Annotated in this window: 24 protein-coding genes; 6 read left to right on the top strand and 18 right to left on the bottom strand. The window is 63.4% G+C overall.

The window, feature by feature from the left end; genetic code table 11:
* A complete protein-coding gene (locus D3250_RS09135; RefSeq protein WP_119903097.1) occupies positions 1-1,653 on the top strand; it encodes an ABC transporter substrate-binding protein in 1,653 nt (550 codons plus the stop codon).
* 89 nt (positions 1,654-1,742) lie between these two features.
* Positions 1,743-3,239: a malate:quinone oxidoreductase gene (locus tag D3250_RS09130; RefSeq protein ID WP_119903096.1), complete on the top strand. Its 1,497-nt coding sequence runs from the start codon at positions 1,743-1,745 to the stop codon at positions 3,237-3,239.
* 6 nt (positions 3,240-3,245) lie between these two features.
* Here the strand turns inward: D3250_RS09130 and D3250_RS09125 are convergent, their stop codons facing one another.
* Genes D3250_RS09125 through D3250_RS09115 form a run of 3 tightly spaced genes read right to left on the bottom strand, consistent with a single transcriptional unit; the run spans position 3,246 to position 7,995 of the window.
* Entirely contained in the window at positions 3,246-3,749 is a 504-nt protein-coding gene (locus tag D3250_RS09125) for a hypothetical protein (protein WP_119903095.1), read from the bottom strand.
* The gene (locus D3250_RS09120) at positions 3,749-6,775 is read right to left on the bottom strand and encodes an AAA family ATPase (RefSeq protein ID WP_119903094.1); all 3,027 of its coding nucleotides are present in this window, start codon (positions 6,773-6,775) and stop codon (positions 3,749-3,751) included. Before D3250_RS09120 ends, D3250_RS09125 begins: the two co-directional genes overlap by 1 nt.
* On the bottom strand, positions 6,772-7,995 hold the full coding sequence (locus tag D3250_RS09115) for an exonuclease SbcCD subunit D (protein WP_119903093.1): 1,224 nt from the start codon (positions 7,993-7,995) through the stop codon (positions 6,772-6,774). The genes D3250_RS09120 and D3250_RS09115 overlap by 4 nt, the downstream gene beginning before the upstream one ends.
* 94 nt (positions 7,996-8,089) lie before the next feature.
* Between D3250_RS09115 and D3250_RS09110 the strand changes: the two genes are divergently transcribed.
* The gene (locus D3250_RS09110; protein WP_147383515.1) at positions 8,090-8,743 is read left to right on the top strand and encodes a hypothetical protein; all 654 of its coding nucleotides are present in this window, start codon (positions 8,090-8,092) and stop codon (positions 8,741-8,743) included.
* Here the strand turns inward: D3250_RS09110 and D3250_RS09105 are convergent.
* The 7 genes from D3250_RS09105 to D3250_RS09075 all read right to left on the bottom strand — a co-directional run bounded on the left by D3250_RS09105 (position 8,724) and on the right by D3250_RS09075 (position 14,284).
* Positions 8,724-9,770, bottom strand: a complete 1,047-nt coding sequence (locus tag D3250_RS09105) for an exonuclease domain-containing protein (RefSeq protein WP_264080530.1) — start codon at positions 9,768-9,770, stop codon at positions 8,724-8,726. The two genes, D3250_RS09110 and D3250_RS09105, sit on opposite strands and share 20 nt — an antisense overlap.
* Before the next feature lie 72 nt (positions 9,771-9,842).
* Positions 9,843-10,478 carry an RdgB/HAM1 family non-canonical purine NTP pyrophosphatase gene (rdgB, locus tag D3250_RS09100; protein WP_119903091.1) on the bottom strand — a complete coding sequence of 212 codons (636 nt, stop codon included), beginning with the start codon at positions 10,476-10,478 and terminating at the stop codon, positions 9,843-9,845.
* Positions 10,475-11,215 (bottom strand): ribonuclease PH, encoded by a 741-nt coding sequence (gene rph, locus D3250_RS09095; RefSeq protein WP_119903090.1) that lies wholly within the window; start codon positions 11,213-11,215, stop codon positions 10,475-10,477. Before rph ends, rdgB begins: the two co-directional genes overlap by 4 nt.
* A gap of 20 nt (positions 11,216-11,235) precedes the next feature.
* The gene (locus D3250_RS09090; RefSeq protein WP_119903089.1) at positions 11,236-12,021 is read right to left on the bottom strand and encodes an MBL fold metallo-hydrolase; all 786 of its coding nucleotides are present in this window, start codon (positions 12,019-12,021) and stop codon (positions 11,236-11,238) included.
* An 18-nt stretch (positions 12,022-12,039) separates the two neighbouring features.
* Positions 12,040-12,663 (bottom strand): DUF2017 domain-containing protein, encoded by a 624-nt coding sequence (locus D3250_RS09085; RefSeq protein ID WP_119903088.1) that lies wholly within the window; start codon positions 12,661-12,663, stop codon positions 12,040-12,042.
* Between the two features lie 6 nt (positions 12,664-12,669).
* Positions 12,670-12,975, bottom strand: coding sequence for an ATP-dependent Clp protease adapter ClpS (clpS, locus tag D3250_RS09080; RefSeq protein ID WP_119903087.1), 306 nt, complete (start codon positions 12,973-12,975; stop codon positions 12,670-12,672).
* A gap of 31 nt (positions 12,976-13,006) precedes the next feature.
* Positions 13,007-14,284, bottom strand: a complete 1,278-nt coding sequence (locus D3250_RS09075; RefSeq protein ID WP_119903540.1) for a nicotinate phosphoribosyltransferase — start codon at positions 14,282-14,284, stop codon at positions 13,007-13,009.
* Positions 14,285-14,424: 140 nt separating this feature from the next.
* On the opposite strand from D3250_RS09075, the gene D3250_RS09070 reads away from it, so the two are divergent.
* Entirely contained in the window at positions 14,425-15,078 is a 654-nt protein-coding gene (locus D3250_RS09070) for an isochorismatase family protein (protein ID WP_119903086.1), read from the top strand.
* 59 nt (positions 15,079-15,137) lie between these two features.
* On the opposite strand, the gene D3250_RS09065 is transcribed toward D3250_RS09070, so the two are convergent.
* The 8 genes from D3250_RS09065 to leuC all read right to left on the bottom strand — a co-directional run bounded on the left by D3250_RS09065 (position 15,138) and on the right by leuC (position 23,751).
* A complete protein-coding gene (locus D3250_RS09065) occupies positions 15,138-16,919 on the bottom strand; it encodes a DEAD/DEAH box helicase (RefSeq protein WP_225973253.1) in 1,782 nt (593 codons plus the stop codon).
* 3 nt (positions 16,920-16,922) lie between these two features.
* Positions 16,923-17,261: a DUF3039 domain-containing protein gene (locus D3250_RS09060; protein WP_119903085.1), complete on the bottom strand. Its 339-nt coding sequence runs from the start codon at positions 17,259-17,261 to the stop codon at positions 16,923-16,925.
* Between the two features lie 9 nt (positions 17,262-17,270).
* On the bottom strand, positions 17,271-18,407 hold the full coding sequence (locus D3250_RS09055; RefSeq protein WP_119903084.1) for a D-alanine--D-alanine ligase family protein: 1,137 nt from the start codon (positions 18,405-18,407) through the stop codon (positions 17,271-17,273).
* A complete protein-coding gene (locus D3250_RS09050) occupies positions 18,394-19,458 on the bottom strand; it encodes an NAD(P)H-dependent glycerol-3-phosphate dehydrogenase (RefSeq protein ID WP_119903083.1) in 1,065 nt (354 codons plus the stop codon). Before D3250_RS09050 ends, D3250_RS09055 begins: the two co-directional genes overlap by 14 nt.
* Entirely contained in the window at positions 19,455-20,216 is a 762-nt protein-coding gene (locus D3250_RS09045) for a lysophospholipid acyltransferase family protein (RefSeq protein WP_119903082.1), read from the bottom strand. The genes D3250_RS09050 and D3250_RS09045 overlap by 4 nt, the downstream gene beginning before the upstream one ends.
* Positions 20,217-20,244: 28 nt before the next feature.
* Positions 20,245-21,567: a UDP-N-acetylglucosamine 1-carboxyvinyltransferase gene (gene murA, locus D3250_RS09040; RefSeq protein WP_119903538.1), complete on the bottom strand. Its 1,323-nt coding sequence runs from the start codon at positions 21,565-21,567 to the stop codon at positions 20,245-20,247.
* A gap of 101 nt (positions 21,568-21,668) precedes the next feature.
* Positions 21,669-22,268, bottom strand: coding sequence for a 3-isopropylmalate dehydratase small subunit (gene leuD, locus D3250_RS09035; protein ID WP_119903081.1), 600 nt, complete (start codon positions 22,266-22,268; stop codon positions 21,669-21,671).
* A 25-nt stretch (positions 22,269-22,293) separates the two neighbouring features.
* The gene (gene leuC / locus D3250_RS09030) at positions 22,294-23,751 is read right to left on the bottom strand and encodes a 3-isopropylmalate dehydratase large subunit (protein WP_192892594.1); all 1,458 of its coding nucleotides are present in this window, start codon (positions 23,749-23,751) and stop codon (positions 22,294-22,296) included.
* A gap of 167 nt (positions 23,752-23,918) precedes the next feature.
* On the opposite strand from leuC, the gene D3250_RS09025 reads away from it, so the two are divergent.
* Both D3250_RS09025 and D3250_RS09020 read left to right on the top strand, forming a co-directional pair.
* On the top strand, positions 23,919-24,722 hold the full coding sequence (locus D3250_RS09025; protein ID WP_438830143.1) for an IclR family transcriptional regulator: 804 nt from the start codon (positions 23,919-23,921) through the stop codon (positions 24,720-24,722).
* Positions 24,723-24,776: 54 nt separating this feature from the next.
* Positions 24,777-25,016, top strand: a 240-nt coding sequence (locus D3250_RS09020) for a 3-hydroxyacyl-CoA dehydrogenase NAD-binding domain-containing protein (RefSeq protein ID WP_264080529.1), incomplete at its 3' end; no start/stop codon positions are given.

Genomic DNA, 25,016 nt, shown 5'->3' with positions numbered 1-25,016 from the left:
GTGAAGAAGATTTCCCGACGTAGGTTTTTGGACGCCTCGTCGGCGGCGGGAGCAGTGGCCGCTCTCACCACTGCAACCTCCGATCCAGCACCGGAATTTCCTGAGTACCCGGACGACGGCACAGCCGAACCCAGGGCTGACAGGATTACCATCGCGGGCATTCACCGTCCTCAGTCCCTCGATCCGGGGCTGGCGACCGACTCTGAGACTGAACGGATCATCAGGCAGATCTTCGAACCGCTGATCGGAATAGACCAAAACACCGGTTCTTTCGAGCCTTTGCTGGCGCAGGAGTGGGAGGTCAGCGACGATGAGCTGACCTACACCTTCACTGTGCGCCGGAACGTGTTGTTTCATGACGGGTCGGAGTTGACCGCGGAGACAGTGGTGGAGAACTTCCAACGGTGGGGACGCCTCGACTTTCTCTACGGCTTCGGCAATATCAGCCAATCGGTGCCATTGGCATTCCCTACCGTTTTCGGCGGCTTCATGGACGCCGAGGAATGTGTGCTGGAGTCAGTCGAAGCTGCGGATGACCGCACTGTGGTGCTGACCCTTCGGGAGCCGGTGGTCTATCTTCTGCAGGCGCTGACTCTTCCGGCGTTCGGCATCGCCTCAGCGCAGGTGCTGGTGGACAGTGACCCAGGCCTCGCCTCACGCTCACCGGTCGGGACTGGGCCCTATGAGCTCATAGAGACTGACACAGAGGACAATTCGCAGTTACGGCTCCGAGCATTCCCCCAGTACTGGGATGGAGCAGAGGGTCCCGAGGAGGTCATCGTCCATCCCCTGCCTCGCAGCTTTGACCGCCTGCGGGAGCTGCAGCGGGGCCAGGTGGACATCTATGACCTCATCACCGTGGACAACCTTCGTTCACTCGTCCAGTCGGGACGCATGATCCTCCAGCGCGATCCGTTCTCCATTTTGTACATGGGCTTCAATCTTGACCACCCGGTCATGTCAGACATCACGGTTCGCGAGGCGGCCGCCCGTGCTGTGAATCGTCCGCAGCTGGTCCAGGAAATCTTCCTGGAAGGTTCCCGGCCGGCATACCAGTTCACACCGGCTGCGCTCTCAGTCCACTCCGACACTGCGCAGCAGTACAGCTACAGCCCCACCGAGGCCGCGGACCTGTTGGCTGAGTCGGAGTATGACGGCGAACCGCTGGACTTCTACTATCCGATCAGCACCACACGCAGCTACCTTCCCCGGCCCGAGGCGGTCTTCGCCGCCATTGCCGCGGACCTCACCGCAGCCGGATTCACGATTCGACCCAAACCCGTGCGGTGGGACGATGGATATGTTGACCAGGTCATGGGCGACTCCTCCCGTGCTTTGCATCTGCTGGGCCGCAATGGCGGCTTCCGATCACCACACGCGTTCCTGTCCCCGCTGTTCGGCCAAGCCACTCGAGAGTTCAACTTCGACGACGCGGACCTGGTCGATCTGCTCAACGAAGCTCGCGGCGAATCCGAAGAGGAAGCGCGCGCAGAACTCTATCGTGAGACCGCAGACCTCATTCAGGAACGGCTTCCCGCCTTGCCCCTGGCCTATCCGATCTCAGGTCTGGCCCTGAACTCGCGAGTGACCGACTACCCCATGTCCCCGGTGCTCAATGAACGCTTCCAGGAAATCCGGCTCAACGACATGTGACGTGGGGGGACTCAATTTCTTGCCGTGCAGAGCCGAAGGTAAAGTCATATGCGATCAGTCGCACCATCTGCCACTAGAGGAGCCTTGCCGTGAGCGAGTCACCGTCGACCCACTCCACCCAGCGTTTCGATGTGATTCTCATCGGCGGTGGCATCATGTCCACCACGCTCGGAGCCATCCTGAAGGAGCTCCAGCCCGACTGGAACATCGCCCTGTTCGAGAAGCTTGACGGTGCAGGGCAGGAGTCCTCAGACCCCTGGAACAATGCCGGCACCGGCCACACGGCCTACTGCGAGCTGAACTACACTCCGCGCGGTACTGACGGTTCGATCTCGACCGCCAAAGCGTGCGGCATCGCCGATCAGTTCCATGTCTCACGACAGCTGTGGTCACACTGGGTCAATGAGGGTGTCCTGGGCTCGCCCCGCACCTTCATCAACGCCCTGCCGCATATCAGCTTTGTTTGGGGTGAGAAGAACTCCAAGTATCTGCGAGACCGTTACCAGGCCATGCGCGCCGAGCCGCTCTTTGCCCACATAGAGCACACTGAGGATCCCGACACGGTAGGGCGCTGGGCTCCGCTGCTGGCGCGTGGCCGGGACAACTCCACGCCGGTGGCTGCCTCACGGTTCCAAGACGGAACCGACGTGGACTTCGGCTCCGTCTCCCGCCAGCTGGCCGGGCACTTGGACGCTCAGGGTGTGGATTTGCGCTACAGCCACGAAGTCTCCGGGTTGACGCGCGGCGCTGACGGCCGCTGGGACATGAAGGTGAAGAACACCGCTTCCGGTGAGAAGTTCTCAGCCAGTGCCCGATTCGTCTTCGTTGGCGCCGGCGGCGGGGCACTGAGCCTGCTGCAGTCCAGCGGAATCGAAGAGATCAAGGGCTTCGGCGGGTTCCCTGTCTCCGGGCAGTTCCTCCGCACCACCGAATCCGCCATCACCGAAGAGCACCATGCGAAAGTCTACGGCTTGGCCTCCGTGGGTGCTCCGCCGATGTCTGTGCCGCACCTGGACACCCGATTCGTGGACGGTCGTAGGTCGCTGATGTTCGGTCCTTTCGCCGGTTTCTCTACCAATTTCCTAAAGGCCGGCTCCTACTTCGATCTTCCCCTCTCGGTCCGTCCGCACAACTTGGTCCCCATGCTCCAAGTGGGGGCTGCCAACACCTCCCTGGTGACTTACCTGATGAAGGAGGTTGCGAAGACCCACAAGAAGAAGGTGGAAGCTTTGCGTGACTTCTACCCTCAGGCTCACCAGGGTCAGTGGGAGCTGATCACCGCGGGGCAGCGGGTGCAGGTGATGAAGAAGAATGAGGACGGTAAGGGAGTGCTGCAGTTCGGCACCGAACTCATCGCGGCAGCCGATGGTTCGATCGCCGGTCTCTTGGGCGCTTCGCCTGGCGCGTCAACCGCACCGAGCATCATGTTCAAGTTACTGGAGCGCTGCTTCCCGGGTCAGATGGAGTCCTGGAAGTCCCGGCTGGAGAATATGGTGCCCTCCTACGGACGTCTGCTCAACGATGACCCCAAGCTGCTAGAAGAGGTCAGCGCCGCCACGGCTGAAACCCTCCAGCTGGAGCCCTGACAGCTCCTATTCCGGTTCATCGGAACTCACCCGGTACCGGCGCATCACCAGCGCCGGAACGGCCGCAGCCGCAGCTACCCCGCAAGCTGCGAGCGGAACCGACCACGCTCCGGAAAAACCGCTGACGGTCGCGACAAGCACACTGAGGCCCAGCGCCGAGCGATCCAGGCGACTATTCGGCGCACAGGCCCGCTCAGCAGGCGCAACTGCGCCGCCCAGCAGGCTCAGCGGCAGCACAAGCCAGGGTCGCTGCTGCTCAGCTGCCGCGAGCAGGAGCACAACCAGCACCACGTAGGCCACGGCCTGTCCCAGTAAGAGATTCCTCCAGCTGCCCCACCACTTCACTGCGAGCTGTCCGAGAACCGGTGAAAGAAGATATCCGACGAAGGCCCACACTCCCCCGGCCAAGGCCGTCCACCAGCTCACTCCGGCAAGGCTGACCAGGCTCAGACCCACCGCAAATGGGAGCAGTGTTCCGGGGATGCGAGCAAGCAGCTCGAGTACGCGCATCACCGGACACCGACGAGCTCAAGTGTGGAACCGCTGTTTGTCTTGGTGACTCTGAGTTGGACCGGTATCTGCTGATGCATCTCCGTGACATGGCTCACAACGCCGATTCTCCGGCCCTCCCCTTGCAGTGTGTGCAAAGCGGACATCACCGCTTCCAGCGTGTGGTCGTCCAAAGATCCGAAACCCTCGTCGATGAACAAGCTGTCCAGCCCCACTCCACCGGCTTCGGACTGCACGACTTCTGCAAGACCAAGCGCCAGGGCAAGAGAGGCCATAAAAGTCTCACCTCCGGAAAGGGATTCGGCGGGTCTCTCCTGTTCAGCGTGTTCGTCGTATACCTTCAGGTCCAGACCGCGCAGGCGCTGGCCGGAGCCGGTGCGCTCCGGGTCAAGCAGCAGCTGATATCGCCCCTCAGTCATGACGCTCAGATGCCTAGTGGCGGCTTCGGTGACCCGTTCGAACCGGGCTGCCAGCACGTAGGTGGTCAGCCGCATCCCTTTGTCATTATCGCCTCCGTGGGCCCGCACGGCGTCAGCGAGCTCGGCCCGACGCTGCGCTTCGGCTGCATGGGCGTCGCGGCTGGCGAGCGCCTTCCGCAGCTCCGCCTCCGCGCGCTCGACAGCGTTAGCCTCAGCGGAGTACTCGGCGAGGTGGCGCTGAGCGGCCGTGGCTGCCTCTTGAGAGTCCCGCGCTGAGCGTTCGGCCTGCTCAAGCTCATTCTGGTTGGGCAGCTGCTCCCCCCGCTCAGAACGCGCTGATCCGGCTCTTACATCCTCCAGCTCAGATTCGAATCGGAGTCTCTTGTCCATGTCCGTGAAATCGGCCACCTGTTGATTGAACCGGCTCAGTGTTTCCTCCGTCAGCCGAGCGTCGAGAACAGCCTGTGCATTGGCGAACGGCGAGGCGTCCACCTGATCATCAGCCTCCGCGGCACTGCGGCGCGCCGCAGCGGCTGACTGCACGGCCACTTCCTTCGCGTGCTGGGCGGCCTGCAGCACCCTGTGCCACTCATCCAGGACTGCCACGCGGTCAGAGACCGTCGAATGGTGACCGCGCAGGGACTCCAGGCGCTGCTGCACAGTGTGCACCTCCGCGTCTAGCCGGTGAGCGTCTGCCGACTCACGCAATACCGTCTCCTCGGCCGCTGTGCGCTCCGCCCGCAGCGCCACGAGTGCGTGGCCCAGTTTGTCCGCTTCAACGATCAGTGAGCGCTGATCCTGCCGCCACTGCAGAGCGAGACGGAACCGCTTCTCGGCGAGGTCGTGCAGCTTGTGGGCCTCCTCAGTGGAGAGGGTCGCATCCTCAGCAAGCGTTGCGCGGATCTGGTGAATTTCAGACTCAGCGCTGCGACACCGCTCTGCTGCTTTTTCGCGTTCTAGACGGGCTTGCTGCATATGCTCTGCGGCTGCGTCGAGCTCTTCCCGGGTGACGGCCTGCCCGCTCTGCTCATACGGCTCAGGATGGTCACGAGAGCCGCAGACGAGACACGGCTCCCCGGGTGAGAGTTTGGCTGCCAGTTCCTGCGCCTGGAATTGGAGGTACGCCGCCGAGCATGCCCGAAAGGTGTGTTCAGCTTTCTCCTGGTCAGACTGCGCCGCCGCTGTTTTCGTCTGGAGCTCCTCAAGCCGCTCAGCGGCAGCGTCTCGCTGTTCGACCTTCTCCGCACGAATCTGGGCCCGGGAAACCGCTTCCTGTGCGGAGTCAATCTCATGGTCGATCTCCTCAACACTCACCAGCTGGGCGTGCTGGTGCGCAAGCTGCTCCTCGGCGGAGGCGACATCGGAGCTGAGTGCGTCGGCCAGCTTCTGAGCCTCTGCGGCGGCGTCGCCTGCGGTTCGTGCGGCTCTGCTCAGCTCAGTCCAGTGTTCTTCGAGGCTGCTGACCTCTGGTGCGGTGAGTCGCGCTCGAAGTTGCACGAGTTCCTCCACTGCGGCGGCCACCGACTCAGCGCTGAGCTCAGACTGATCCTGCAGCAGCGCCAGTGCCGCTTCCTCGGCTGCTGCGGCGCGCTGCTGTTCCTGCTGGGCGGCATCAGCGTCACGGTCGGCACGCACGAGCCACTGTTGGAGGGACTGCGCCATCTGGTGATCGGCAATGAGTTGCTGAGTCCGCTCCGTCGCTGCGCGGGTCTGGTCGTGTACGCGACGCAGCTCGGCATGTTCCGCCCAGCACTGGAGCTGCCGATGGCGGGCGGTCATCTCTCTCAACCCTCTATGTGACTGGTCTGCTGCCTCCACCGCTGCCGCTACTGCGGTGCGCAGCGACTCGTAACCCTCTTGGACCTGCCGGAGCACCGGGTCACTGATCTGCTCGAGCGCAAGATCAGCAGTGTCGGGCATCTGGTCCCCCAGCAGCGCTGCTGCTGAGCTGGTCAACTGGCGGGTGTGGAATGCGATCTGCGAGTCCAGCTCTTTCAGCTGACCTTCCGACTGCCGCTTGCACTCCCAGAGGTAGTTCTCCAACTGGTCGTAGACCCTGATGTCGAACAGCTGCTCGAGTATTCTTCGCCGCTCGTCGTTCGTGGCGTGAAGCAGCTGAGCGAAAGAGCCCTGAGGGAGCATGATCACTTTGGTGAACTCACTCATGCTCAGCCCCAGAATGCTCGCCAGCTCAGCCCCTCCCTCATCAATCTTGTGCACCGGCAGCGACTTCCACTCTCCATGGTGGAGTCGCTGAATATAGAGTGCGGAGCTTTCCCGCTGGGGTGCGGCTCCGCGGCGCTTCGCGGGGCGGAAATAGGTGGCTTCCCGGCGGACCCACATGCGATCCTGCCCGGTGGAGAATTCCAATTCCACGTATGGCTTTCGCTCCATAGGAGCGTGTTGGGACTTCAGACCGTCGGGGCGCCGCTCTCCCGGAACTCTGCCATAGAGGGCGAACGTGATGGCGTCCAGGACTGAGGTCTTACCGGCTCCGGTCTCTCCGTGCAGCAGAAACAACCCATCGCCACTGAGTGTGTCGAAGTCCACGGTCTGAGTCCCCGCGAAGGGACCGAATGCGCAGATAGTCAGAGAGTGGAATTTCACGCCTGCTCCCCCGCCTCGGCTGCGCGTACTGCGTCAAGGGCAGAGGCTACCTCTGCCAACTCCTCCTGAGTCACCGCGCGGTCCCGTACGTGTTCGAGGAACCCGGTGACGACTTCGAGGTCACTCTGCGCCTTGTGCATCTGCTGGCTGAAGCTGTTCTCTGCCCGGGTCAGCCCCGCCCCAGCGAAGCGGTACTGCATCAGATGGGGATAGGCCTGGCATAAGCGGTGATACGCCCGTGCGGGGCGTTCGTCATCGGTGAGGGTGACTTGCACAAATGCCTCCTGCAACCTTTGGACTCGCTCCGGAGCCAGCATCTCTTCCATGCTTCCCTGGAGCCGGACAACATCACGGCCCAGCCTCCAGTCCAGAGCGGTGACCGCATCCGCAGCGTCGTGAAGCGCCGCCGTGTCCACCAGCCACGCACCCTTGTGCTGCTGCTCCTCCGAAAACGAGTAGCGAATCGGCGAGCCGGAGTAGCGGACGCGGTCAGACAGTCGCTGACGGCCATGGAGGTGACCAAGAGCCACGTAATCGAATCCTGCGAAGACTTCCAGTGGCACCACAGCCAGGCCGCCAGCGCTATCCTGGTGATGCTCCAGCGTGTGCTCCGGCACCGCAGGGGCACCGATGCTGCGCTCGGATTCGCTGGCTTGTCCTCGGTCGGCAAACACGTGGGCCATCACGATCACTCGTGGTGAGACATCGTCGTGATGATCAGTCCGCGCGGCGGCATCGGCGTGGATTCTGCTGACCACTTCTGCCATCACCGCCGAGTGGTGCGCACGGTCCAGCCCGAGCTCTTTGGCGTAGACCTGCGGCTCCAAATAGGGAACCCCGTAAACCAGGAGCCGTTCATCGTTGGCCATGATCTCCACCGGAGTCCACGCGTCCTCCAGACCGGAGCGGATGTGCACCCCGGAGTGTGCCACCAGTTCTCGGTTGAAGCCCAACCGCACCGCAGAGTCGTGGTTCCCACTGGTCATGACCACCAGCGCTCCTGCCTCACGAATTTCGCGCAGGCAGGCGCCCAGCTCACGAACTGCCCATTCCGGTGGCAGCGCTCGGTCAAAAACGTCTCCGGAGACCAGCACGAGATCTACTTGATGCTCGGTCACCGCAGAGCAGACAGTCCTCATCATCTCCAGCTGGGTCTCTCGGAGGTCTGCACCATGGAACCCGCGGCCCAGATGCCAGTCCGAGGTGTGCAGCAGCTTCATGATTCACTCGCTTCGGTCGTCACTCTCATCACCCTACGGTGGAGCACGTACATCAACTCTGCCGAACGCGCGAATGTCGGTATTCTTGCCGTTCGTGACCTCCCCACCGCATTCTTCAGACCTGCGCCTGATCGACGCCTTCCGGCCGAGCCTGCTCAGCCTGCTTCCCCCACCGGATGAACCAGTGCACGCCGAGGCCCTGCTTGCTCTGTGTGTGGGAGACGGGCTGTTGGAAGTCCTCGAATGGTCGCGCGAGGGAACAGGTGCCGATCCGGCGGCAAGCATGTGGCTGGCCGCCCTTCGCTGGCACCACGTCATCACTGGAACGTTTCCGGCTGGGGCGCCGCAACCGCCGCCGCGGCCCACGTCCCATGCCCTGCGCCTCATTGTGGATACGGCAGGTGTGGAACTGATCCCCGGCAGCGCACATACGTCGCTCTCCGGCCTGAGTTCCGCAGAGATGGGCACACGCCGCGCGCCGCCCCAGCCTGAGGCTGATGACGACGCCGCCCTGCTGCGCATTCTGCCCATCAGCTGCCTGCCCTACGTGGAGACACCGATGAAGCAGGATTGGGCGGAAACGGCCATCTGCCTCACCCATGGGAGCTCGGCACTGATCCGCGAAGCTCGGCACCGCGCGGCGCACCCGCCAACTCCAGTGCCGCTTGGACCCAGGCATGAGCTGCTCGAGGTGGTGGTGGAGGATCTCGACAGACGCTGGCGGGAGGTTACTCTGCCGAAGCGCTGACCGCGAAGGTCTGCGGCAGCGGCCAGGCATCACCAAGCATCTGCCGGTAGCTGTCCTCCGTAATGATGCTGATCTGCTGGCCCTTACTGCGGCGGCTGAGCGCGTCATTGACCTTGCGTGCCTGCAGGGGCGGCACACGGTCTTCGGCCTCCAGATCCCCGCTGCTGACACCATCGCCGACGACCAGGAGTGTGGTGGCGCTGGTGACCTTTGAGGATGTGGCGGCCCCGTGCTCGGCTGCGAGCGCCTTGGCGTCTCCGCGCGGAACAGCGAGGTTCCCGCTAAAGACAATGTGTTGACCGAACAGCAGGTGAGAGGGATCGGCGTCGGCGTTAGGGGTCAGGTTCCGACCTTCGTCCTGCCAGCGCATCAAGTCCGGGAGCATGTCGTCGGTGACCCCGGGCGTGCGGGAATCAAGCAACGCTGCGCAGCTGCGGACTTGGCGGGTGGCCCGAGACTCATAAGCGCGCGCTCCCGTCCACGGCTCCAGCTCTTCGGGTTCAATCTGATGGGCGGCGAACAGCGGGTGCACCTGTCTCTTCCTTTCCCGCTCGGCGATGTCGACGACGATCGCCGCTGCCGCACGGGCATCCCACAGCGCGTGGTGATGGTGCTTCAGATGGAACCCGGCCTTGGCGGCCGAGTGGGGCAGTGCATGAGAGTCCAGCCGGTAGACCGCCCGGGCCAGCCGTAGCGAACACAGAGCGCGCAGCCCCGGCGAGTCCACGCCCGAGACCTCCAGGGCCGACTCGAAGACTTCAATGTCGAAACCGGCGTTATGAGCGATGAGGGTATCGGAACCGATGAAGTCCACGATTTTCTCAAAGAGCTCCCCGAAACGCGGCTGTTCAGCAACCCGCTCAGCGGTGATCCCGTGGATCTGAACATTCCGCGGATCGAACCGGTCGAAGCCTTCCGGCGGGCGCATGCGTTTGAAGAAGAGTTCGTCCACGTTGCCGTCCCGGACGCGCACCATTCCGATTGCGCAGGGCGAGCCGCGGAAACCGTTGGCTGTCTCGAAGTCCACGGCTGTGAAGTTCAGTCCCTTCACACGTGGTGGACGCAAGTCAGATATTGAACCAAGTGATGCCAGCGACATTCAGCCCAGAACCTCCACAATACGGCTCGCCAATGCTGAGAACGCCTTACCACGGTGAGAGATGGCGTTCTTCTCCTGCAATGTCAGCTCCGCACAGGAGCGGGTCTCGCCGATGGGCTGAAGGATCGGATCATAACCGAACCCTCCCTCCCCACGCTCCTGGGTCAGCAGGGTTCCTTCGAGCCGCCCTTCTGCCGTGAACTCCACCGGCGCGCCAGCCTGCTCTCCCGGGATGACCAACGAGGCTGCGCACACAAACGCCGCGGCCCGGTGCTGCGCAGGAATGTCTGCCAGCTGCTCCAAAAGCAGCCTGCGGTTGTTGACATCGCTGGACCGGGCCCCTGCCCACCGGGCGGATAAGATCCCCGGTGCGCCGCCCAACACCTCGACAGCAAGCCCGGAGTCATCGGCCACTGCCGGCAGACCGGTCTGAGCAGCGACGGCGCGGGCCTTCAGAAGCGAATTCTGGAGGAACGTCACGCCGGTCTCGGGGATTTCCGCGGTGCCGGCAGCGGCTGAGTCGACGACCACGCTGTCCAGGTCCAGCTGCTGCAGCTGTGGCTGTGCAGCCAACAGAGCTCTGAATTCACGGAGCTTGCCCTGGTTTGTTGTGGCGAGAACAATCCGTGCGCTCACTGGGCCAGTGCCATCCTTTGAAGTTCAGCCAGGCGCCCGCAGCCGGCCAGGGACAGATCGAGCAGTTCGTTAAGCTGGTCGCGGTTGAACGGTGCGCCCTCGGCTGTGCCCTGCACTTCTACGAACTCGCCACTGCCGGTGACCACAACGTTCATATCGGTGCCGGCGGTGGAGTCCTCCCCGTAGGGCAGGTCGAGGACTGCGGTGCCGTCGGGCAGCACTCCGACGGATACTGCTGCCACCGAGTCGCGCAGCACCTCTGCGCGTTTGCGGATCTTGCCTTCGCCGCGAGCCCACTCGATGGCGTCGGCCAGCGCCACGAAAGCCCCGGTGACTGAGGCGGTGCGGGTCCCGCCATCAGCCTGTAGAACGTCGCAGTCGAGGGTGATGATGTTTTCGCCCAAAGACTCCAGGTCCACCACTGCGCGCAGAGATCGCCCGATGAGCCGGGAGATCTCGTGGGTGCGCCCACCGACCTTGCCCTTGATCGATTCGCGTGCGCTGCGGGTGTTGGTCGCGCGCGGAAGCATGGCGTATTCGGCGGTGACCCACCCTCGGCCCTTCCCGCGGAGCCAGCGCGGGAGGTCTGACTCTACGCTCGCGGTGCACAGCACCTTGGTGTCTCCGAACTCGATGAGCGCGCTTCCCTCCGCATGCGCTGACCATTCACGAGTGATGGTCACTTCGCGGAGCTGGTCCACAGCGCGGCCATCAGCACGCGCAAACGTCTTCGTCATATACCCTCCTGTGGCATGTTTCAGATCTGATAGGTGACCCCGTCGGCGGCCACTGCAATGTTTCCTGAGTAGCGGCGGGCTGCGTGTTCCCGCACCACTTGGGCGTCAGTCCACGCGGGCAGGTGGGTCAGCAGCAGCCGGCCTACATCTGCTTCGGCTGCCGCGGCGCCTGCCCGGTCCCCATTGAGGTGGATGCCTTCGATCTCGTCGTCGCGGCCGTCCTGGTAGGCCGCTTCGCAGAGAAAGACATCGGATCCTCGGGCGGCCTCCACCAGGCCCGGGCAGCTGTCGGTGTCTCCCGAGTAGGTCAGCACGCGCGTGCCACCTTGCTCTGCTGGGGCTTCAATGCGCAGAGCGTACGGCTCCTCCACCGGGTGCCGAACGGTGATCGGGGTGACGGTGAAGGGCCCGATTGTCGTCGGGCGCTCTGGTGTCCAGTCATGGAATTCGAACTCTGGGTGCATCCCGGGGATGGGATCGATCCCATGCGCAGCTGCGATTCGCACATCAGTTCCGGCCGGGCCGTGCACCGGGATACGTGCTGCAGGCCAGCCGCCGGGGCGCCACTTCACCGCAATGTGCAAACCGGTCAGATCCATGTAGTGGTCCGGATGCAGGTGGCTCAGGCACACCGCATCCAGGTCCTCAAGGGCAATGTGCCGCTGCAGCGGCCCCAGAGCCCCGCTGCCGAGGTCGAGAGCAATGCGCCAGGTGCGGCCCTGATACTCCTGGCTGACCAGGTAACAGCTGGCAGAGGAATGCGGTCCCGGGAAGGAGCCGCTGCACCCAATGATGGTCAGTTTCATATGTCGTTCAGCATAACGTCACTGATCGTCCGGCATCACATCGAGCATCGCCGTGAACAGCGTCTCCTGCAGCCAAGTGGTGAACCCGTAGAGCTCGGCCATGAACTCATCTGTGGTGGACGCTTTACCCCCTCCGGCCATCCGATGGACCCGCTCGGCGTCCTCCTCATCCTCGATCTCAAGACGTGCCGCGAGGGTCAGGCGCACATCATTGAGTGCACGCCCGAACACCGGGGCCTGCGCCTCGGACAGCGCCACCGGGTCAGACTCAAGTGCCATGCGCGCTGCCCGCAGGTCAGCGATTTTCGACTCACGCAGCGACGCCTCGGAGAGCCGTCGGAACTGCGCAGCCTCCTGCGGGTCGTCCGAGGCATCTGGCAGCAGACGCGCCAGAGCCGCATCCTCCGGAGGTTCCGGCCCAGCACCCCCCGATTCTCCCTCCAGGTCGTCACCCAGTCCAGCCAGCTCTCGACGGAAGTGGGCGAAACTGTCATCCGGCGCTGCGGCGTCGTCGCTCCATGCCTCACCACGGGCCTCCAACATGGAGATGACATCGGCACAGAGTTGGGACAGCAGCCGCCGCTCATGGGCTTCCATGTCAGCTCTATAGCCGCGGGTGGTGGCGCGGAAAGCACGGGCCATGCGGACCTACTCCGCTTCCTCGAGGGTAGCCTGCAGTCCGTACCCATGCATGGCGGTCACATCCCGTTCAGCCTTCTCCCGCGGTCCGGCTGCCACGACTGATCGGCCCTCACGGTGGACCTGGAGCATGAGCCGATGTGCCTTCTCCCGGGAGTAGCCGAAGTAGCTTCGGAAGACCCACGCCACATATGACATCAGATTGACCGGATCATTCCAGACCACCACCTGATAGGGACGGCTGTGCAGCACGCTGCGGTGCAGGTCGAGGTCAGTGCCTGCCTGGGTCAGCGTCGAGCCTGCAGCAGAAATCATAGACCTATTCTACGAACCAGAACAGAGTGCATCAGACAAAGACCGTGGGAATGACCGGCTCACCCTCGGAGAGCCGGTGCGCTGCTGGCGGCAGCTCCTCCACCGAGGCTCGATGCCGCTGAGCGGCGTGCTGCACTCCCTCAGGACCGGTGGTGCCTGGTTGGACGCTGCCGCCTATGACCAGAGGGATCTGCAGTTCGCGACCCGTGTATCCTGCTTCAACCACGGTGGTCTCCGCAGCGACGATCTCCGCCTCCGCGCGACCGTCATGGTCGAGACCTCGTACCGCCTGCTTTCGACCGCCCGCGCTGGCCTTATTCTGCGAGGCCTTCTCCACCGGCACCGGCGCACCGGTACCGTCCTGGCGCTGGACCAGCTTGTACACCATGGAGGCTGTGGGCGCACCGGATCCGGTGACCAAACGCGTGCCGACCCCGTAGGCGTCCACCGGCGCAGCGGCGAGACCGGCAATGGCGTACTCGTCGAGGTCTGAGGAGACGATGATCCGAGTGGACGTGTTGCCCAATGAGTCCAACAGCTTCCTGACCTCGTGTGCTTGGACCACCAGGTCACCGGAGTCGAGACGGACCGCACCCAGTGCGGGTCCGGCGATCTCGACCGCCTTGCGGACGGCCGCTTCCACGTCATAGGTATCCACCAGCAGCGTGGTGCCAGGCCCAAAAGTGTCGACCTGGGCGGCGAACGCTTCCTCTTCAGTGTCGTGCAGGAGGGTGAACGCGTGGGCAGCGGTCCCCAACGTGGGAACGTCCCAGCTCCGGCCTGCCTCCAGATTGGAGGTCGCGGCGAAGCCCACCACCGCGGCCGCACGGGCAGCCGCGGTGGCCGCGAACTCGTGAGTCCGGCGAGAACCCATCTCCACGCAGGGTCGGCCACCCGCATCCGGGTCTCCCCCGGCAGCCATCACCATGCGGGCCCCTGCCGAGGCTATTGCTGAGTCGTGGTTGAGCACCGACAATACGAATGTTTCCAACAGGCAGGCTTCGGCGAAGGTGCTGGTCACCTGAAGCACCGGTGAGTTAGGTACATACACCTCACCTTCGGCGTAACCGGTGATGTCGCCGCCGAAGCGGTAGCGGGAGAGAAAGTCGAGTGTGGCGTCGTCGCCTATTCCGCGCTGGGCAAGGAAGTCCAACTCGTTGCGGCCGAACCGAAATGCCTCCAGGCGCTCCAGGAGCCGCCCAGTGCCGGCCACCACGCCGAACCGGCGCCCGGGGGGCAGCCTGCGGGCGAAGACCTCGAAGGTGCACGTGCGATGAGCTGCTCCCGAACGCAGTGAAGCTTGCAGCATAGTCAGCTCGTACTGGTCGGTCAGTAGTGCGGAGGAAAATGTCACGGCTCAATCCTATGCCCGCTGCTGTACCGCTGAGGCCGGACGAGTAGTACCGTTGAAGCAACTACACTGCCGGCCCCATTGCGGAGGAGAGGATCATGGCTCAAGCACTGATCATCGTGGATGTTCAGCACGATTTCTGCGAAGGTGGTGCACTTGCGGTCGAAGGCGGTGCGCGTCTCGCCGCTGAGCTCAGCGACTTCCTCGAGGACCACCATGCTGAGTTCGATGCTGTGGTGACCACACAGGACTGGCACATGGACCCAGGCGGGCACTTCTCCAAGGACCCCGACTTCGACCACACGTGGCCGGTGCACTGCCTGGCCGGATCCCCGGGGGCGGAGCTGCACGAGGACTTGGACACTGACTACGTGGAGGCTCGGTTCCTCAAAGGCCTTTATGACGACGGTTACTCCGGTTTCGAGAGCCGCCTGGGCGACCCAGAACGGGTAGGCATCCTTGAGGGCGAAAAGGGCATCAAGGTGGAGCCTGAGGATGTGATTTCACCGGACGCCCCGGACCTAGATTCCTGGCTGCAGGAGCGGGGGATCGATTCGGTAGTGATCGTAGGCATCCCTACAGACCACTGTGTGCGGGCCACAGCGCTGGATGCCGCGGAGAATGACTACGCGGTGCGCGTCCTCACCGATCTTACCGTCGGTGTGAGCCCGGAGAAGATCGCTGAGGCCTACCAAGAGTTCCGCGACGCCGATATCGAGCTCCTCACCCGCGAAGAGCTGCAGGCAGTCTGAGGGTTCGGCCCTTCGGGAGCGTTCGCCCGCCGCCACCTGGAGTGCCTCCGCTGCTGAAGCTACTTGCTGACGAACCAGAGTTGGAGCTGCTTCAGCCGGGCTTCCAGTTGAGTCTGCGTGGCCTGACCCACCGGTGGTCCCCCGCACTTATCGCGGAGCTTGGTGTGGATGCTCCCCTGGTGCATACCTGTCTTGGAGGAGTATGCGGAGACGGATTTGTTGAGCTTACTCCGCAGTGCTTTGAGCTGCCGGTGGTCGACGACGTCGCCAGCGGGCTCTGCGCTTTGCGGCCGGCGTTTGAGCTGTTCAGCCTGTTGCCGACGCAGCAGCTGGGATACTTGCTCCGGCTCCAACAGTCCAGGGATGCCAAGAAAGTCCATCTCATCCTCTGAGCCGATCGCCCCGCCGAGGCCGTACTCCTCGCCGTCGAACATCACCCTGTCGAAAGCGGCGCTGGAGCCCAACGCGGCAAACTCACCCTTGGCGAGTTCGTCGCTGGCCCGCTCCTCCTTCTCTGCCTGTTCCAACAGGTCGGCCTCCGGAATATCACCGTCCTCCGGGTACGCAGACTCCGGGGCGGCCAAAGCGTGGTCACGCTCGGCCTCCATGGCGTTGGCCAGATCGGTCAGCACCGGAACGGAGGGCAGGAAGACACTGGCTACCTCTGCCTTCTTCCGTAACCGCACAAAGCGACCCACCGCCTGGGCAAAGAACAGCGGAGTCGAGGTGGAGGTGGCATAGACGCCCACGCAGAGTCGGGGCACGTCCACACCCTCAGAAACCATACGGACCGCGACCATCCAGTACTTGGACGGATCCTCACTGAACTGTTCGATCTTGCGGGAAGCTTCCTTCTCATCAGAGAGCACCACGGTGGTCACCTGCCCCGTGAGTTGATCCAGCTGCGCGGCGTAGGCGCGCGCCGACTCATGGTCGGTGGCGATCACCAGCCCGCCAGCGTCGTGGATGCGGTCCCGCACCTTCATCAGACGCTGATGGGCCGCCCGCAGCACCGCTGGGATCCACTCCCCTTCTGGGTTGAGCGCGGTCCGCCAAGCGTGATGGGTGATGTCTTTGGTAGCGGCTCCGCCGAGCTGAGCTTCCATCTCCTCCCCTGAGGCGGTGCGCCATCGCATGTTCCCTGAGTACGCCATGAATACCACGGGCCGGACCACCAAATCCTTCAGCGCTGGGCCGTAGCCGTAGGAGTAATCGGCCCGGGACCGAGGCACCCCGTCGGGTCCTTCAGCGTAGGTGACGAAGGGAATCGGTGAGGTGTCGGAGCGGAAGGGTGTGCCCGTGAGCGCCAGTCGGCGCACGGCAGGGTGGAAGGCCTCCCGTACACCGTCACCCCAGCTCAGCGAATCACCGGCGTGGTGTATCTCATCGAAAATCACCAGCGTGCGTGCGGCCTCCGTCTTGTTCCTGTGCAGGGCAGGCTTATTGGCCACCTGAGCATAGGTCACTGCCACCCCCAGAAACTGAGAACCGTGCCGGCCGTCGCTGTTCTTGAAGTTCGGGTCCACGGCCAGGCCTACCCGTGCTGCGGCGTCGGCCCACTGCCGTTTGAGGTGCTCTGTGGGCACCACCAAGTAGATGCGGTTGACCTCTCCGGATTCCACCAGAAGTTTAGCCACACGCAGAGCGAAGGTGGTCTTTCCGGCACCCGGGGTGGCAACGGCCATGAAATCCCTGGGCCGCCGCTGGATATACAGGTCGAGTGCTTCTTGCTGCCACTGACGCAGCGTTCCGGCGGTGCCGTGAGCAGCGCGGTGCGGGTAGGCAGGTGGAAGCTGTGAGCCGACGTCAGTGCCGACGTCGAACAGTGTAGGTTCGGTCACGCCTCAGTTCTTACCGAAACCGAAGAACCCGCGACCTTTTCCGGATCCTTGGTCGTCCCCGCCGCTTATTCCCTCATAGATCTCTTTGCATTCGGGGCAGACTGGGAACTTCTTGGGGTCCCGCGAGGGAGTCCAGACTTTGCCGCACAGGGCAACCACCGCGCCGCCCTCCAGAGCGGACTCCATGATCTTGTCTTTCTTCACATAGTGGGAGAAACGCTCGTGATCACCCGGTTCCGCGGGCTGCTCGACGCGTTCACGCTCGATCGTGGCAGCGCCGCCAGGTGTCGCAGCTGGATCGGTGGTGTGCATCCGGGTCTGGTCGTCGGTGAAGGACATCATGCGGCCATTTTAGCGGAGGCCAACTGGCCTCTCCAGGGCCAGCTCAATCAGCTCGGTGATGAGCTCGGTGTAACCTATGCCAGTGGCATTCCACATCTGCGGGTACATGCTGATGGGAGTGAAGCCCGGCATGGTGTTGACCTCGTTAATAATGATGGAGCCGTCTCTGCCGTAGAAGAAGTCCACCCGGGAGATACCTTCAGCATCGATGGAGTCGAAGGCGACCGCCGCCTGCCGTCGGATCTCATCACTGACCTCGTGGGGAAGCTCGGCAGGGCAGGACAGTTGGGCCGCTGCGGCGTCGGTGTACTTAGCGTTGAAGTCGTAGAACTGGTGGGTCTCGGCGCCGTCGCCGACCACGATCTCCCCCAATAGTGAGGTCCGCGCGTGGGAGCCGATGCGGCTTCCCAGCACGCCGCATTCGATCTCACGCCCGTCGATACCCTGCTCAACGATCACTTTGGGGTCGAACTTACGGGCCGTCTGCAGCGCCTGGTCGAGCTCATCGAAATTGTCGACCCTGGTGATGCCGGTGGACGACCCGGCACGGGCCGGTTTGACGAACACGGGAAGCTGCAGCCGCCGCACCCTGTCCAGGGCGCCCTGGCCGTCCAAGGCCCACTGGCGTGCGGTGATAGTCTCCCACGGCCCGACATTCAGTCCGGCAGCCTGGAAGGCCAGCTTCATGAAATGTTTGTCCATACCGACCGCGCTGGTGAGCACGCCGGCGCCCACATAGGGCACTCCCGCCATCTCCAACATCCCCTGCAGAGTCCCGTCCTCACCGAAAGGTCCGTGGAGCAGCGGCATCACCACATCCACCCAGCCCAGCGAAGTCGCCTGCAGGTCCGGTCCGACCTCCACCAACTCAGCGGTGCGGGCTGTGGAACCGGAAGCTCCTGGGATCAGCTGCACACTTGACTCAGTGGGCAGCACGCGGGGAAGTTCCTCCAATCCGAAGGCGTGAGTTCGCGGATCGACCACAGGTTTGGTCCATTGGCCCTCCGCGGTGATACCCACCTCGACTACCTCGAACCTCGTGGTGTCGATAGCGTTGAGGACCCCGGCTGCGGTGACGCAGGAGACGGCGTGTTCGGAGGACTGGCCTCCGTACAGGAAGAGTATGCGCGGTTTATCGGTGGTCATGAGTCAGTCCTTCCCGCTCGGCCTTCAGCTCTCTGGCCAGCAGCAGAGTAGCGATGTTCTCCACGGCGAGTTTGCCGGTCAGGACCGCTACTACAGCCTCTGCGATCGGCATCTCCACCTGATGCTGGTGGGCCAGCTCCAGGACGGCCCCGGCAGATTTGATGCCCTCGGCAGTCTGGGTCAGCTGCTGCGCGGTCTCCTCCGGGCTGTATCCCTGACCCAGGAGACGGCCAGCGCTGCGGTTTCGGGAGAGCGGCGAGGCACAGGTCGCCACCACATCGCCGAGCCCTGCCAAACCGGACAGTGTCTCAAGGCGGCCTCCCAGTGCGGCGGCAAGTCGTGTGGTCTCGGCAAGACCCCGGGTGATGACCGAAGCTTTGGAATTGTCTCCAAGCTGCTGACCGTCACACATGCCCACGGCCAGCGCAATCACGTTCTTGACGATTCCGGCGATCTCCACCCCGGTGACGTCACTGTTGGTGTAGGGCCGGAAGTATGGAGCGCTGCACAAGGTGGCGATCTGCTCGGCCACCGCCTCATCACAGCAGGCCACCACTGAAGCGGTGGGCTCCTCGCGGGCGATCTCCATAGCCAAGTTCGGCCCTGAGACCACCGCGATGCGGTCAGCGGGGATATTCAGTTCGGCGGCTATCACCTCAGACATACGCAGGTGAGTCCCCCGCTCCAGCCCTTTGATCAGCGAAACCACCACGGCGTCTGGCACGAGGGCCTGCCGGACCTGGGCGAGATGGTCGCGGAGACTCTGAGCTGGCAGCGCCAGAACGACGACGCCGGCCCCACTGACTGCCTCAGAGAGCTGGTCAGTAGCGCTGATTCGCTCAGGTATGGAGATCTCGCCGAGGTAGGTGGTGTTCGTGTGGCGGTGAGTGATCTCCTCGGCAATCTCGCGGCGTCGGGCCCAAAGTACGATGTGCTCGTGCCCGCCCTCAGCCTCACCGGTTGTGGCATCAGCGAGCACCTTGGCAAAAGTAGTCCCCCAGGACCCGGCTCCAAGTACAGCGATCTTCGTCTGGCGAGGATTCACAATCATGGTGAGACCTCGTCTCCGCCGCGGGCCCGAATTTGGTTGCGAGGCACCCGCTGATTCAGGGCACGGTCCCAAATGTGCTCTGGAGGCTGCTCACCGCGCAGCTGGGCCACTCCTTCAGTCAGTGCTGCTTCAATACGTTGGGTGGCCTCGGCGAGCACAGTTCTGGTCAGTGGCATGCTGCGCAGGTCAGAGATATCTATGGGTTCTCCCACCTGGAGGATGTACTTCTTCCGCGGCAGCAGTTTGGGCAACTTGGCGTAGGGGGCCAACACGTCTTGGACTCCCCAGTGGACGAACGGGATCAGCGGCGCTCCGGTGGTAAGAGCCAGCCGGGCCGCTCCCGTCTTGGCCCGCATGGGCCACAGCTCAGGATCTCTGGTGAGCGTCCCTTCAGGGTAGATCAGGATTGCCCCTCCCCGATCAAGGGCGCTCTGGGCCACTTCAAGTGACTGGTTGGCAGCTTGTCGGTCAGACCTGGCTACCGGCACCTGCTGAAGCCGACTCAGGGCTGCCCCCACCACCGGTATGCGGAACAGAGAGTCCTTGGCCAGGAAGTGCGGGGTGGTGCCGGAGCTGACCACGGCCAGACCCACGGCGAAGGGGTCGAGTTCGCTGACGTGGTTGGTCACCGCAATGAATCCACGCTCAGGCAGGGTATCGAGTCCCCGCCACTCTTTGCTTATCGCCACCCTCATCATTGGTCGAAACAGGTTGGCTGTGGCGCGGATCCCCAGCGGGATGCGGCGTCGTTGTGTCATATCTCTAGACCCTACCGGGCAGGTGGGGTCAGCGTTCGGAGATCGAGATGTCGGCGCCCAGTCCTGCGATCTTGTCGATGAAGTACTCGTAACCGCGAGAGATGATCTCAATGCCAGTCACGTTCGAGGTCCCCTTGGCGGCCAGGGCGGCAATCAGGTGGGAGAAGCCACCGCGCAGATCGGGAATGTCGATATCGGCCCCAGTGAGCTTGGAGGGCCCGGAAATGACAGCCGAGTGCAGGAAGTTACGCTGACCGAAGCGGCACGGGTTGGAGCCCAGGCACTCTCTGTGCAGCTGGATGGAGGCTCCCATCCGGGTCAGCGCCTGAGTGAAGCCGAACCGATTCTCATAGACCGTCTCGTGCACAATGGAGACCCCGTTGGCCTGAGTCAGCGCGACCACCATGGGCTGCTGCCAGTCCGTCATGAAACCGGGGTGCACGTCAGTCTCCAGCACCAGGGGCTTCAGCGGCTCCCCGGCGTGCCAGAAGCGCATGCCTTCCTCATCCACCTCGAACTCTCCGCCGATCTTGCGGTAAGTGTTGAGGAAGGCGGTGAGGTCGCGTTGGGCTGCGCCGCGAACGTAGATATCACCCTCCGTGACCAGCGCCGCCGAAGCCCAGGATGCGGTCTCGTTGCGGTCGGGAATGGAGCGATGCCTGAACCCGGAGAGCCGGGAAACGCCTTCGATGCGGATGGTCCGGTCAGTGTAGACGGTGATGATCGCGCCCATCTGCTGGAGGATGGCGATCAGATCGTGGATCTCCGGTTCGACTGCTGAGTTCTTCAGCTCGGTGATGCCTTCAGCGAGCACCGCGGTCAGCAACACCTGCTCGGTGGCGCCCACGGAGGGGAAGGGAAGCTCCAGCTTCGCTCCGCGCAGACCCTTGGGCGCCGAAATGTGGATTCCGGTGGCACGCTTGTCCACCACGGCCCCGAAGTTCCGCAGCACCTCCAGGTGATAGTTGATCGGCCGGTCACCGATGCGGCATCCCCCGAGATCGGGTATGAACGCTTCCCCGTTCTTGTGCATCAGAGGTCCACAGAACAGGATGGGAATCCGGGAGTCCCCGGCGTGGGTGTCGATCGCGGAGTGTTCAGCCGAGTAGGTCTCCCGCGGGTCCAGCGTCATAACCCCGGACGCGGCGTCCCGGTCCACCTTCACGCCGTGGATCGTCAACAGATTGGTGACGATGTCCACGTCCTTGATCTCCGGGACGTTGTGCAGTTCGGAGGGTTCACTGCCCAGGAGGGAGGCGACCATTGATTTTGGAACCAGGTTCTTAGCGCCCCTAACGTGCACTTCGCCCTGGAGGGGCTTACCACCTTGGATGGTGAGCAGCTTTGCCATAAAGTCGAGGGGTCCCTTCGGATCAGGCAACGGATTCTCAGCCATGCCACTGTACCCGATCAAGGTTGGGAGTCCCGAGAGTCTGAGCAGACCCGGGTTTCCTAGACCTTGACGGGCAGGGTGGTGGGCTTCAAGCTGGGGCGGGTAGATTCATATGCTCCGATGGCCGCGTCCTGACGCAGAGTCAGGGAGATATCGTCCAGGCCCTCCATGAGCCGCCAGCGAGTGTAGTTGTCGATCTCGAAGGTGGTGTCCACAGTCCCGCAGCGCAACGTTCTGGACTCCAGATCCACGGTGATCTCCGTAGCAGGGTCCTTCTCCAGCTCTTTCCACATGAGTTCGACGTCGGGCTGGGCAACCTTTGCCGCGAGCAGCCCTTGTTTGGCCGAGTTGCTGTAGAAGATGTCGGCGAAGCGGGAAGAGATGACGACTTTGAAGCCGTAGTCCCGCAGCGCCCAGACTGCGTGCTCCCTGGAGGACCCGGTGCCGAAGTCCGGTCCGGCCACCAGGACGGTGCCGTTCTTATAGGCCTCCTGGTTGAGCACAAAGTCAGGGTTCTTCCGCCAGGCGTAGAACAGTGCGTCTTCGAACCCGGTCTTGGTGATGCGCTTCAGAAAGACCGCGGGAATGATCTGGTCAGTGTCCACATTGGACTGTCGCAGCGGGACGCCGGTGCCAGTATGCGTGGTGATGGGTTCCATAGGAATGCTCCTGTGCTAGTTCAAGCTACGCAGGTGTCGGTTCAGGCAGTAGGACATCGGATGGTGCGGAGAGCGTACCGCGGATAGCGGTGGCGGCGGCGACAACTGGGGACACCAGGTGAGTGCGTCCACCTTTGCCCTGACGGCCCTCGAAATTGCGGTTCGATGTGGAGGCGCAACGTTCTCCCGGGGCCAGTTGGTCGGGATTCATGCCCAAACACATCGAGCAACCCGCGAACCGCCATTCGGCGCCGAAATCCTTGAAGACCTGATCCAGGCCCTCGGCCTCGGCTTCCAACCTAACCTGCGCCGATCCGGGGACCACAATCATGCGCACCTGGGGGTCCTTGTGCCTGCCCCGTATGATCTCCGCGGCTTTGCGCAGATCCTCCAACCGGGAGTTGGTGCAGGACCCGAGGAAGACCGTGTCCACACGGATATCTTTCATGCGGGTGCCGGGCTCAAGATCCATGTACTCCAGGGCCCGCTCCGCGGATTCGCGGTCTACGGGATCGTCGAAGTCAGTGGGCTGCGGCACAGCATCGTTCAGCGAGACGCCGTGACCAGGGTTGGTGCCCCAGGTCACGAACGGTTCCAGCTGGTCGGCGTCGATCACTACTTCAGCGTCGAACTCGGCGCCCTCGTCGGTGCGCAGCGAACGCCAGTACTCAACCGCCGTGTCCCATTCCTCACCGGTGGGCGCGTGCGGACGTCCCTGGACGTAGTCGAAGGTGGTTTCATCGGGTCCTACCATCCCGGCGCGCGCTCCGGCTTCGATGCTCATGTTGCAGATGGTCATCCGCGCTTCCATGGAGAGCTGCTCGATCGCGGTCCCGCGGTATTCGAGAACGTATCCTTGGCCGCCGCCGGTGCCGATCTCAGCGATCACCGCCAGAATGATGTCCTTTGAGCTGACTCCCGGCTTCAGCGTCCCATTGACGGTAACGGCCATGGTCTTGAACGGCTTCAGCGACAGTGTCTGCGTGGCCAGGACATGTTCGACCTCGCTGGTGCCGATGCCCATGGCCAGGGAGCCGAAGGCTCCGTGGGTGGAGGTGTGGGAGTCGCCGCAGACCACGGTCATTCCTGGCTGAGTCAGACCCAGTTGCGGGCCCACCACGTGCACGATTCCTTGGTTGGCGTCGCCGAGTGAGTGCAGCCGGATGCCGAACTCTTCGCAGTTGGCGCGCAGGGTGTCGACCTGTATACGGCTGATCGGATCAGCGATCGGTTTGTCGATCTCCAGTGTTGGGGTGTTGTGGTCCTCGGTGGCGATGGTGAGGTCGGGGCGACGCACTGGCCGACCGGCCAGCCGTAGACCTTCAAACGCCTGGGGGCTGGTGACTTCGTGGACCAGATGCAGGTCAATGTAGAGCAGGTCAGGTGCGCGCTGCCCGTCATTGTCCTTCCCTCGGACCACCACGTGGTCGCGCCAGACCTTCTCGGCCAGAGTCAGCGGCTTGTCGCTGGCAATCTCCACCATGAGTTCCTCCAGAAATCTGTGGGCGCCGTCGTCGGGTATCAGGGTGGTGAAGGACGACGACGCCGGCCCGGTAGGGCTTCGCTCTTCTAGGGAACCACTGTTGCCTGGGAGCCTCTAGAGCGGCCAAACCAGGTCTCAATATGTGAGACCCGCGCTAGACTGGGACAATGGCCGAGAAATCTGCGTCCTCCGCCGGCGCCAGCACCAACTCGTCCCGACCCCTGCACGCACCCTCGGGGATCGGCGTGATCGATAAGTCCGTGATGATCATGGATGCCTTGGAGGCCGGTCCAGCTACGTTGGCGCAGTTGGTGGAATGCACGGGGTTGGCTCGCCCGACGGTGCACCGCCTGGCGTCCGCACTGGTCCACCACCGGTTCCTCTCCCGGGACGTGCGCGGCCGGTACGTGATCGGCTCACGGTTGGCGGAGCTTGCGGCGGCCGCGGGAGACGACCAGCTGGTGTCTGCGGCGGGACCGATCCTGCTGAAGCTGCGCGATGTCACCGGTGAGTCCACCCAGATCTTTCGCCGCCAGGGTGACGCGCGGGTGTGCGTGGCCTCGGCTGAACGGCCGATCGGTTTGCGCGACTCCATTCCTGTGGGCACTCAGCTGTCCATGAAGGCAGGCTCCGCCGCCCAGGTACTGCTGGCCTGGGAGGACCATGAACGTTTGGTCGAAGGCCTTCGGAGAGCTCGGTTCACTCCGACCGTGCTGGCGGGTGTACGCCGCCGCGGATGGGGCGAGTCTCTGGGTGAGCGTGAGCCCGGTGTCGCCTCCGTCTCCGCGCCGGTGCGCGGCCCCTCTGGCCGAGTGATCGCCGCGGTCTCCATCTCAGGGCCTATCGAACGCCTCTCCCGACAACCGGGCAGAAAGTTCGCCGGTGTCGTCGTGGCTGCTGCCCACCAGCTGACAGAAATGGTGCGGGCGAATCCGGATGCTGATCATGGGTTGAAAGACCTCGACCACTGAACCATCGACGACCGGCCGCACTGTTCGTGACGCATCCCGCTTAGGATGGCCACTGTGAGTGCGACTGTGGAGAATATCAGTGTTATTGGTACCGGGTACCTCGGAGCGACCCATGCCGCGTGCATGGCCGAACTAGGGTTCAACGTGGTCGGGGTCGATATCGACCCCGAGAAGATCACCTCCCTCTCCGCAGGAGACCTCCCCTTCCACGAACCCGGACTGCCTGAGCTGATCCGCAAACACGTCACCGGCGGGAAACTGCGCTTCACCACCAACCTCGATGAAGTCGGCGCC

The organism is Nesterenkonia natronophila, assembly GCF_003595215.1.
Lineage (GTDB): Bacteria > Actinomycetota > Actinomycetes > Actinomycetales > Micrococcaceae > Nesterenkonia > Nesterenkonia natronophila.
This window is presented reverse-complemented; position numbering and strand designations above follow the sequence as displayed.

Bases quoted from the DNA above. Each gene is read 5' to 3' on its own strand.
- D3250_RS09125 (WP_119903095.1), bottom strand. From the start codon at position 3,749: ATGCGCGTACTCGAGCTGCTTGCTCGCATCCCCGGAACACTGCTCCCA.
- D3250_RS09115 (WP_119903093.1), bottom strand. From the start codon at position 7,995: ATGAAGCTGCTGCACACCTCGGACTGGCATCTGGGCCGCGGGTTCCAT.
- rph (WP_119903090.1), bottom strand. From the start codon at position 11,215: ATGACGAAGACGTTTGCGCGTGCTGATGGCCGCGCTGTGGACCAGCTC.
- D3250_RS09090 (WP_119903089.1), bottom strand. From the start codon at position 12,021: ATGAAACTGACCATCATTGGGTGCAGCGGCTCCTTCCCGGGACCGCAT.
- D3250_RS09085 (WP_119903088.1), bottom strand. From the start codon at position 12,663: ATGGCCCGTGCTTTCCGCGCCACCACCCGCGGCTATAGAGCTGACATG.
- clpS (WP_119903087.1), bottom strand. From the start codon at position 12,975: ATGATTTCTGCTGCAGGCTCGACGCTGACCCAGGCAGGCACTGACCTC.
- D3250_RS09075 (WP_119903540.1), bottom strand. From the start codon at position 14,284: ATGCTGCAAGCTTCACTGCGTTCGGGAGCAGCTCATCGCACGTGCACC.
- D3250_RS09070 (WP_119903086.1), top strand. From the start codon at position 14,425: ATGGCTCAAGCACTGATCATCGTGGATGTTCAGCACGATTTCTGCGAA.
- D3250_RS09060 (WP_119903085.1), bottom strand. From the start codon at position 17,261: ATGATGTCCTTCACCGACGACCAGACCCGGATGCACACCACCGATCCA.
- D3250_RS09055 (WP_119903084.1), bottom strand. From the start codon at position 18,407: ATGACCACCGATAAACCGCGCATACTCTTCCTGTACGGAGGCCAGTCC.
- D3250_RS09050 (WP_119903083.1), bottom strand. From the start codon at position 19,458: ATGATTGTGAATCCTCGCCAGACGAAGATCGCTGTACTTGGAGCCGGG.
- D3250_RS09045 (WP_119903082.1), bottom strand. From the start codon at position 20,216: ATGACACAACGACGCCGCATCCCGCTGGGGATCCGCGCCACAGCCAAC.
- murA (WP_119903538.1), bottom strand. From the start codon at position 21,567: ATGGCAAAGCTGCTCACCATCCAAGGTGGTAAGCCCCTCCAGGGCGAA.
- leuD (WP_119903081.1), bottom strand. From the start codon at position 22,268: ATGGAACCCATCACCACGCATACTGGCACCGGCGTCCCGCTGCGACAG.
- leuC (WP_192892594.1), bottom strand. From the start codon at position 23,751: ATGGTGGAGATTGCCAGCGACAAGCCGCTGACTCTGGCCGAGAAGGTC.
- D3250_RS09025 (WP_438830143.1), top strand. From the start codon at position 23,919: ATGGCCGAGAAATCTGCGTCCTCCGCCGGCGCCAGCACCAACTCGTCC.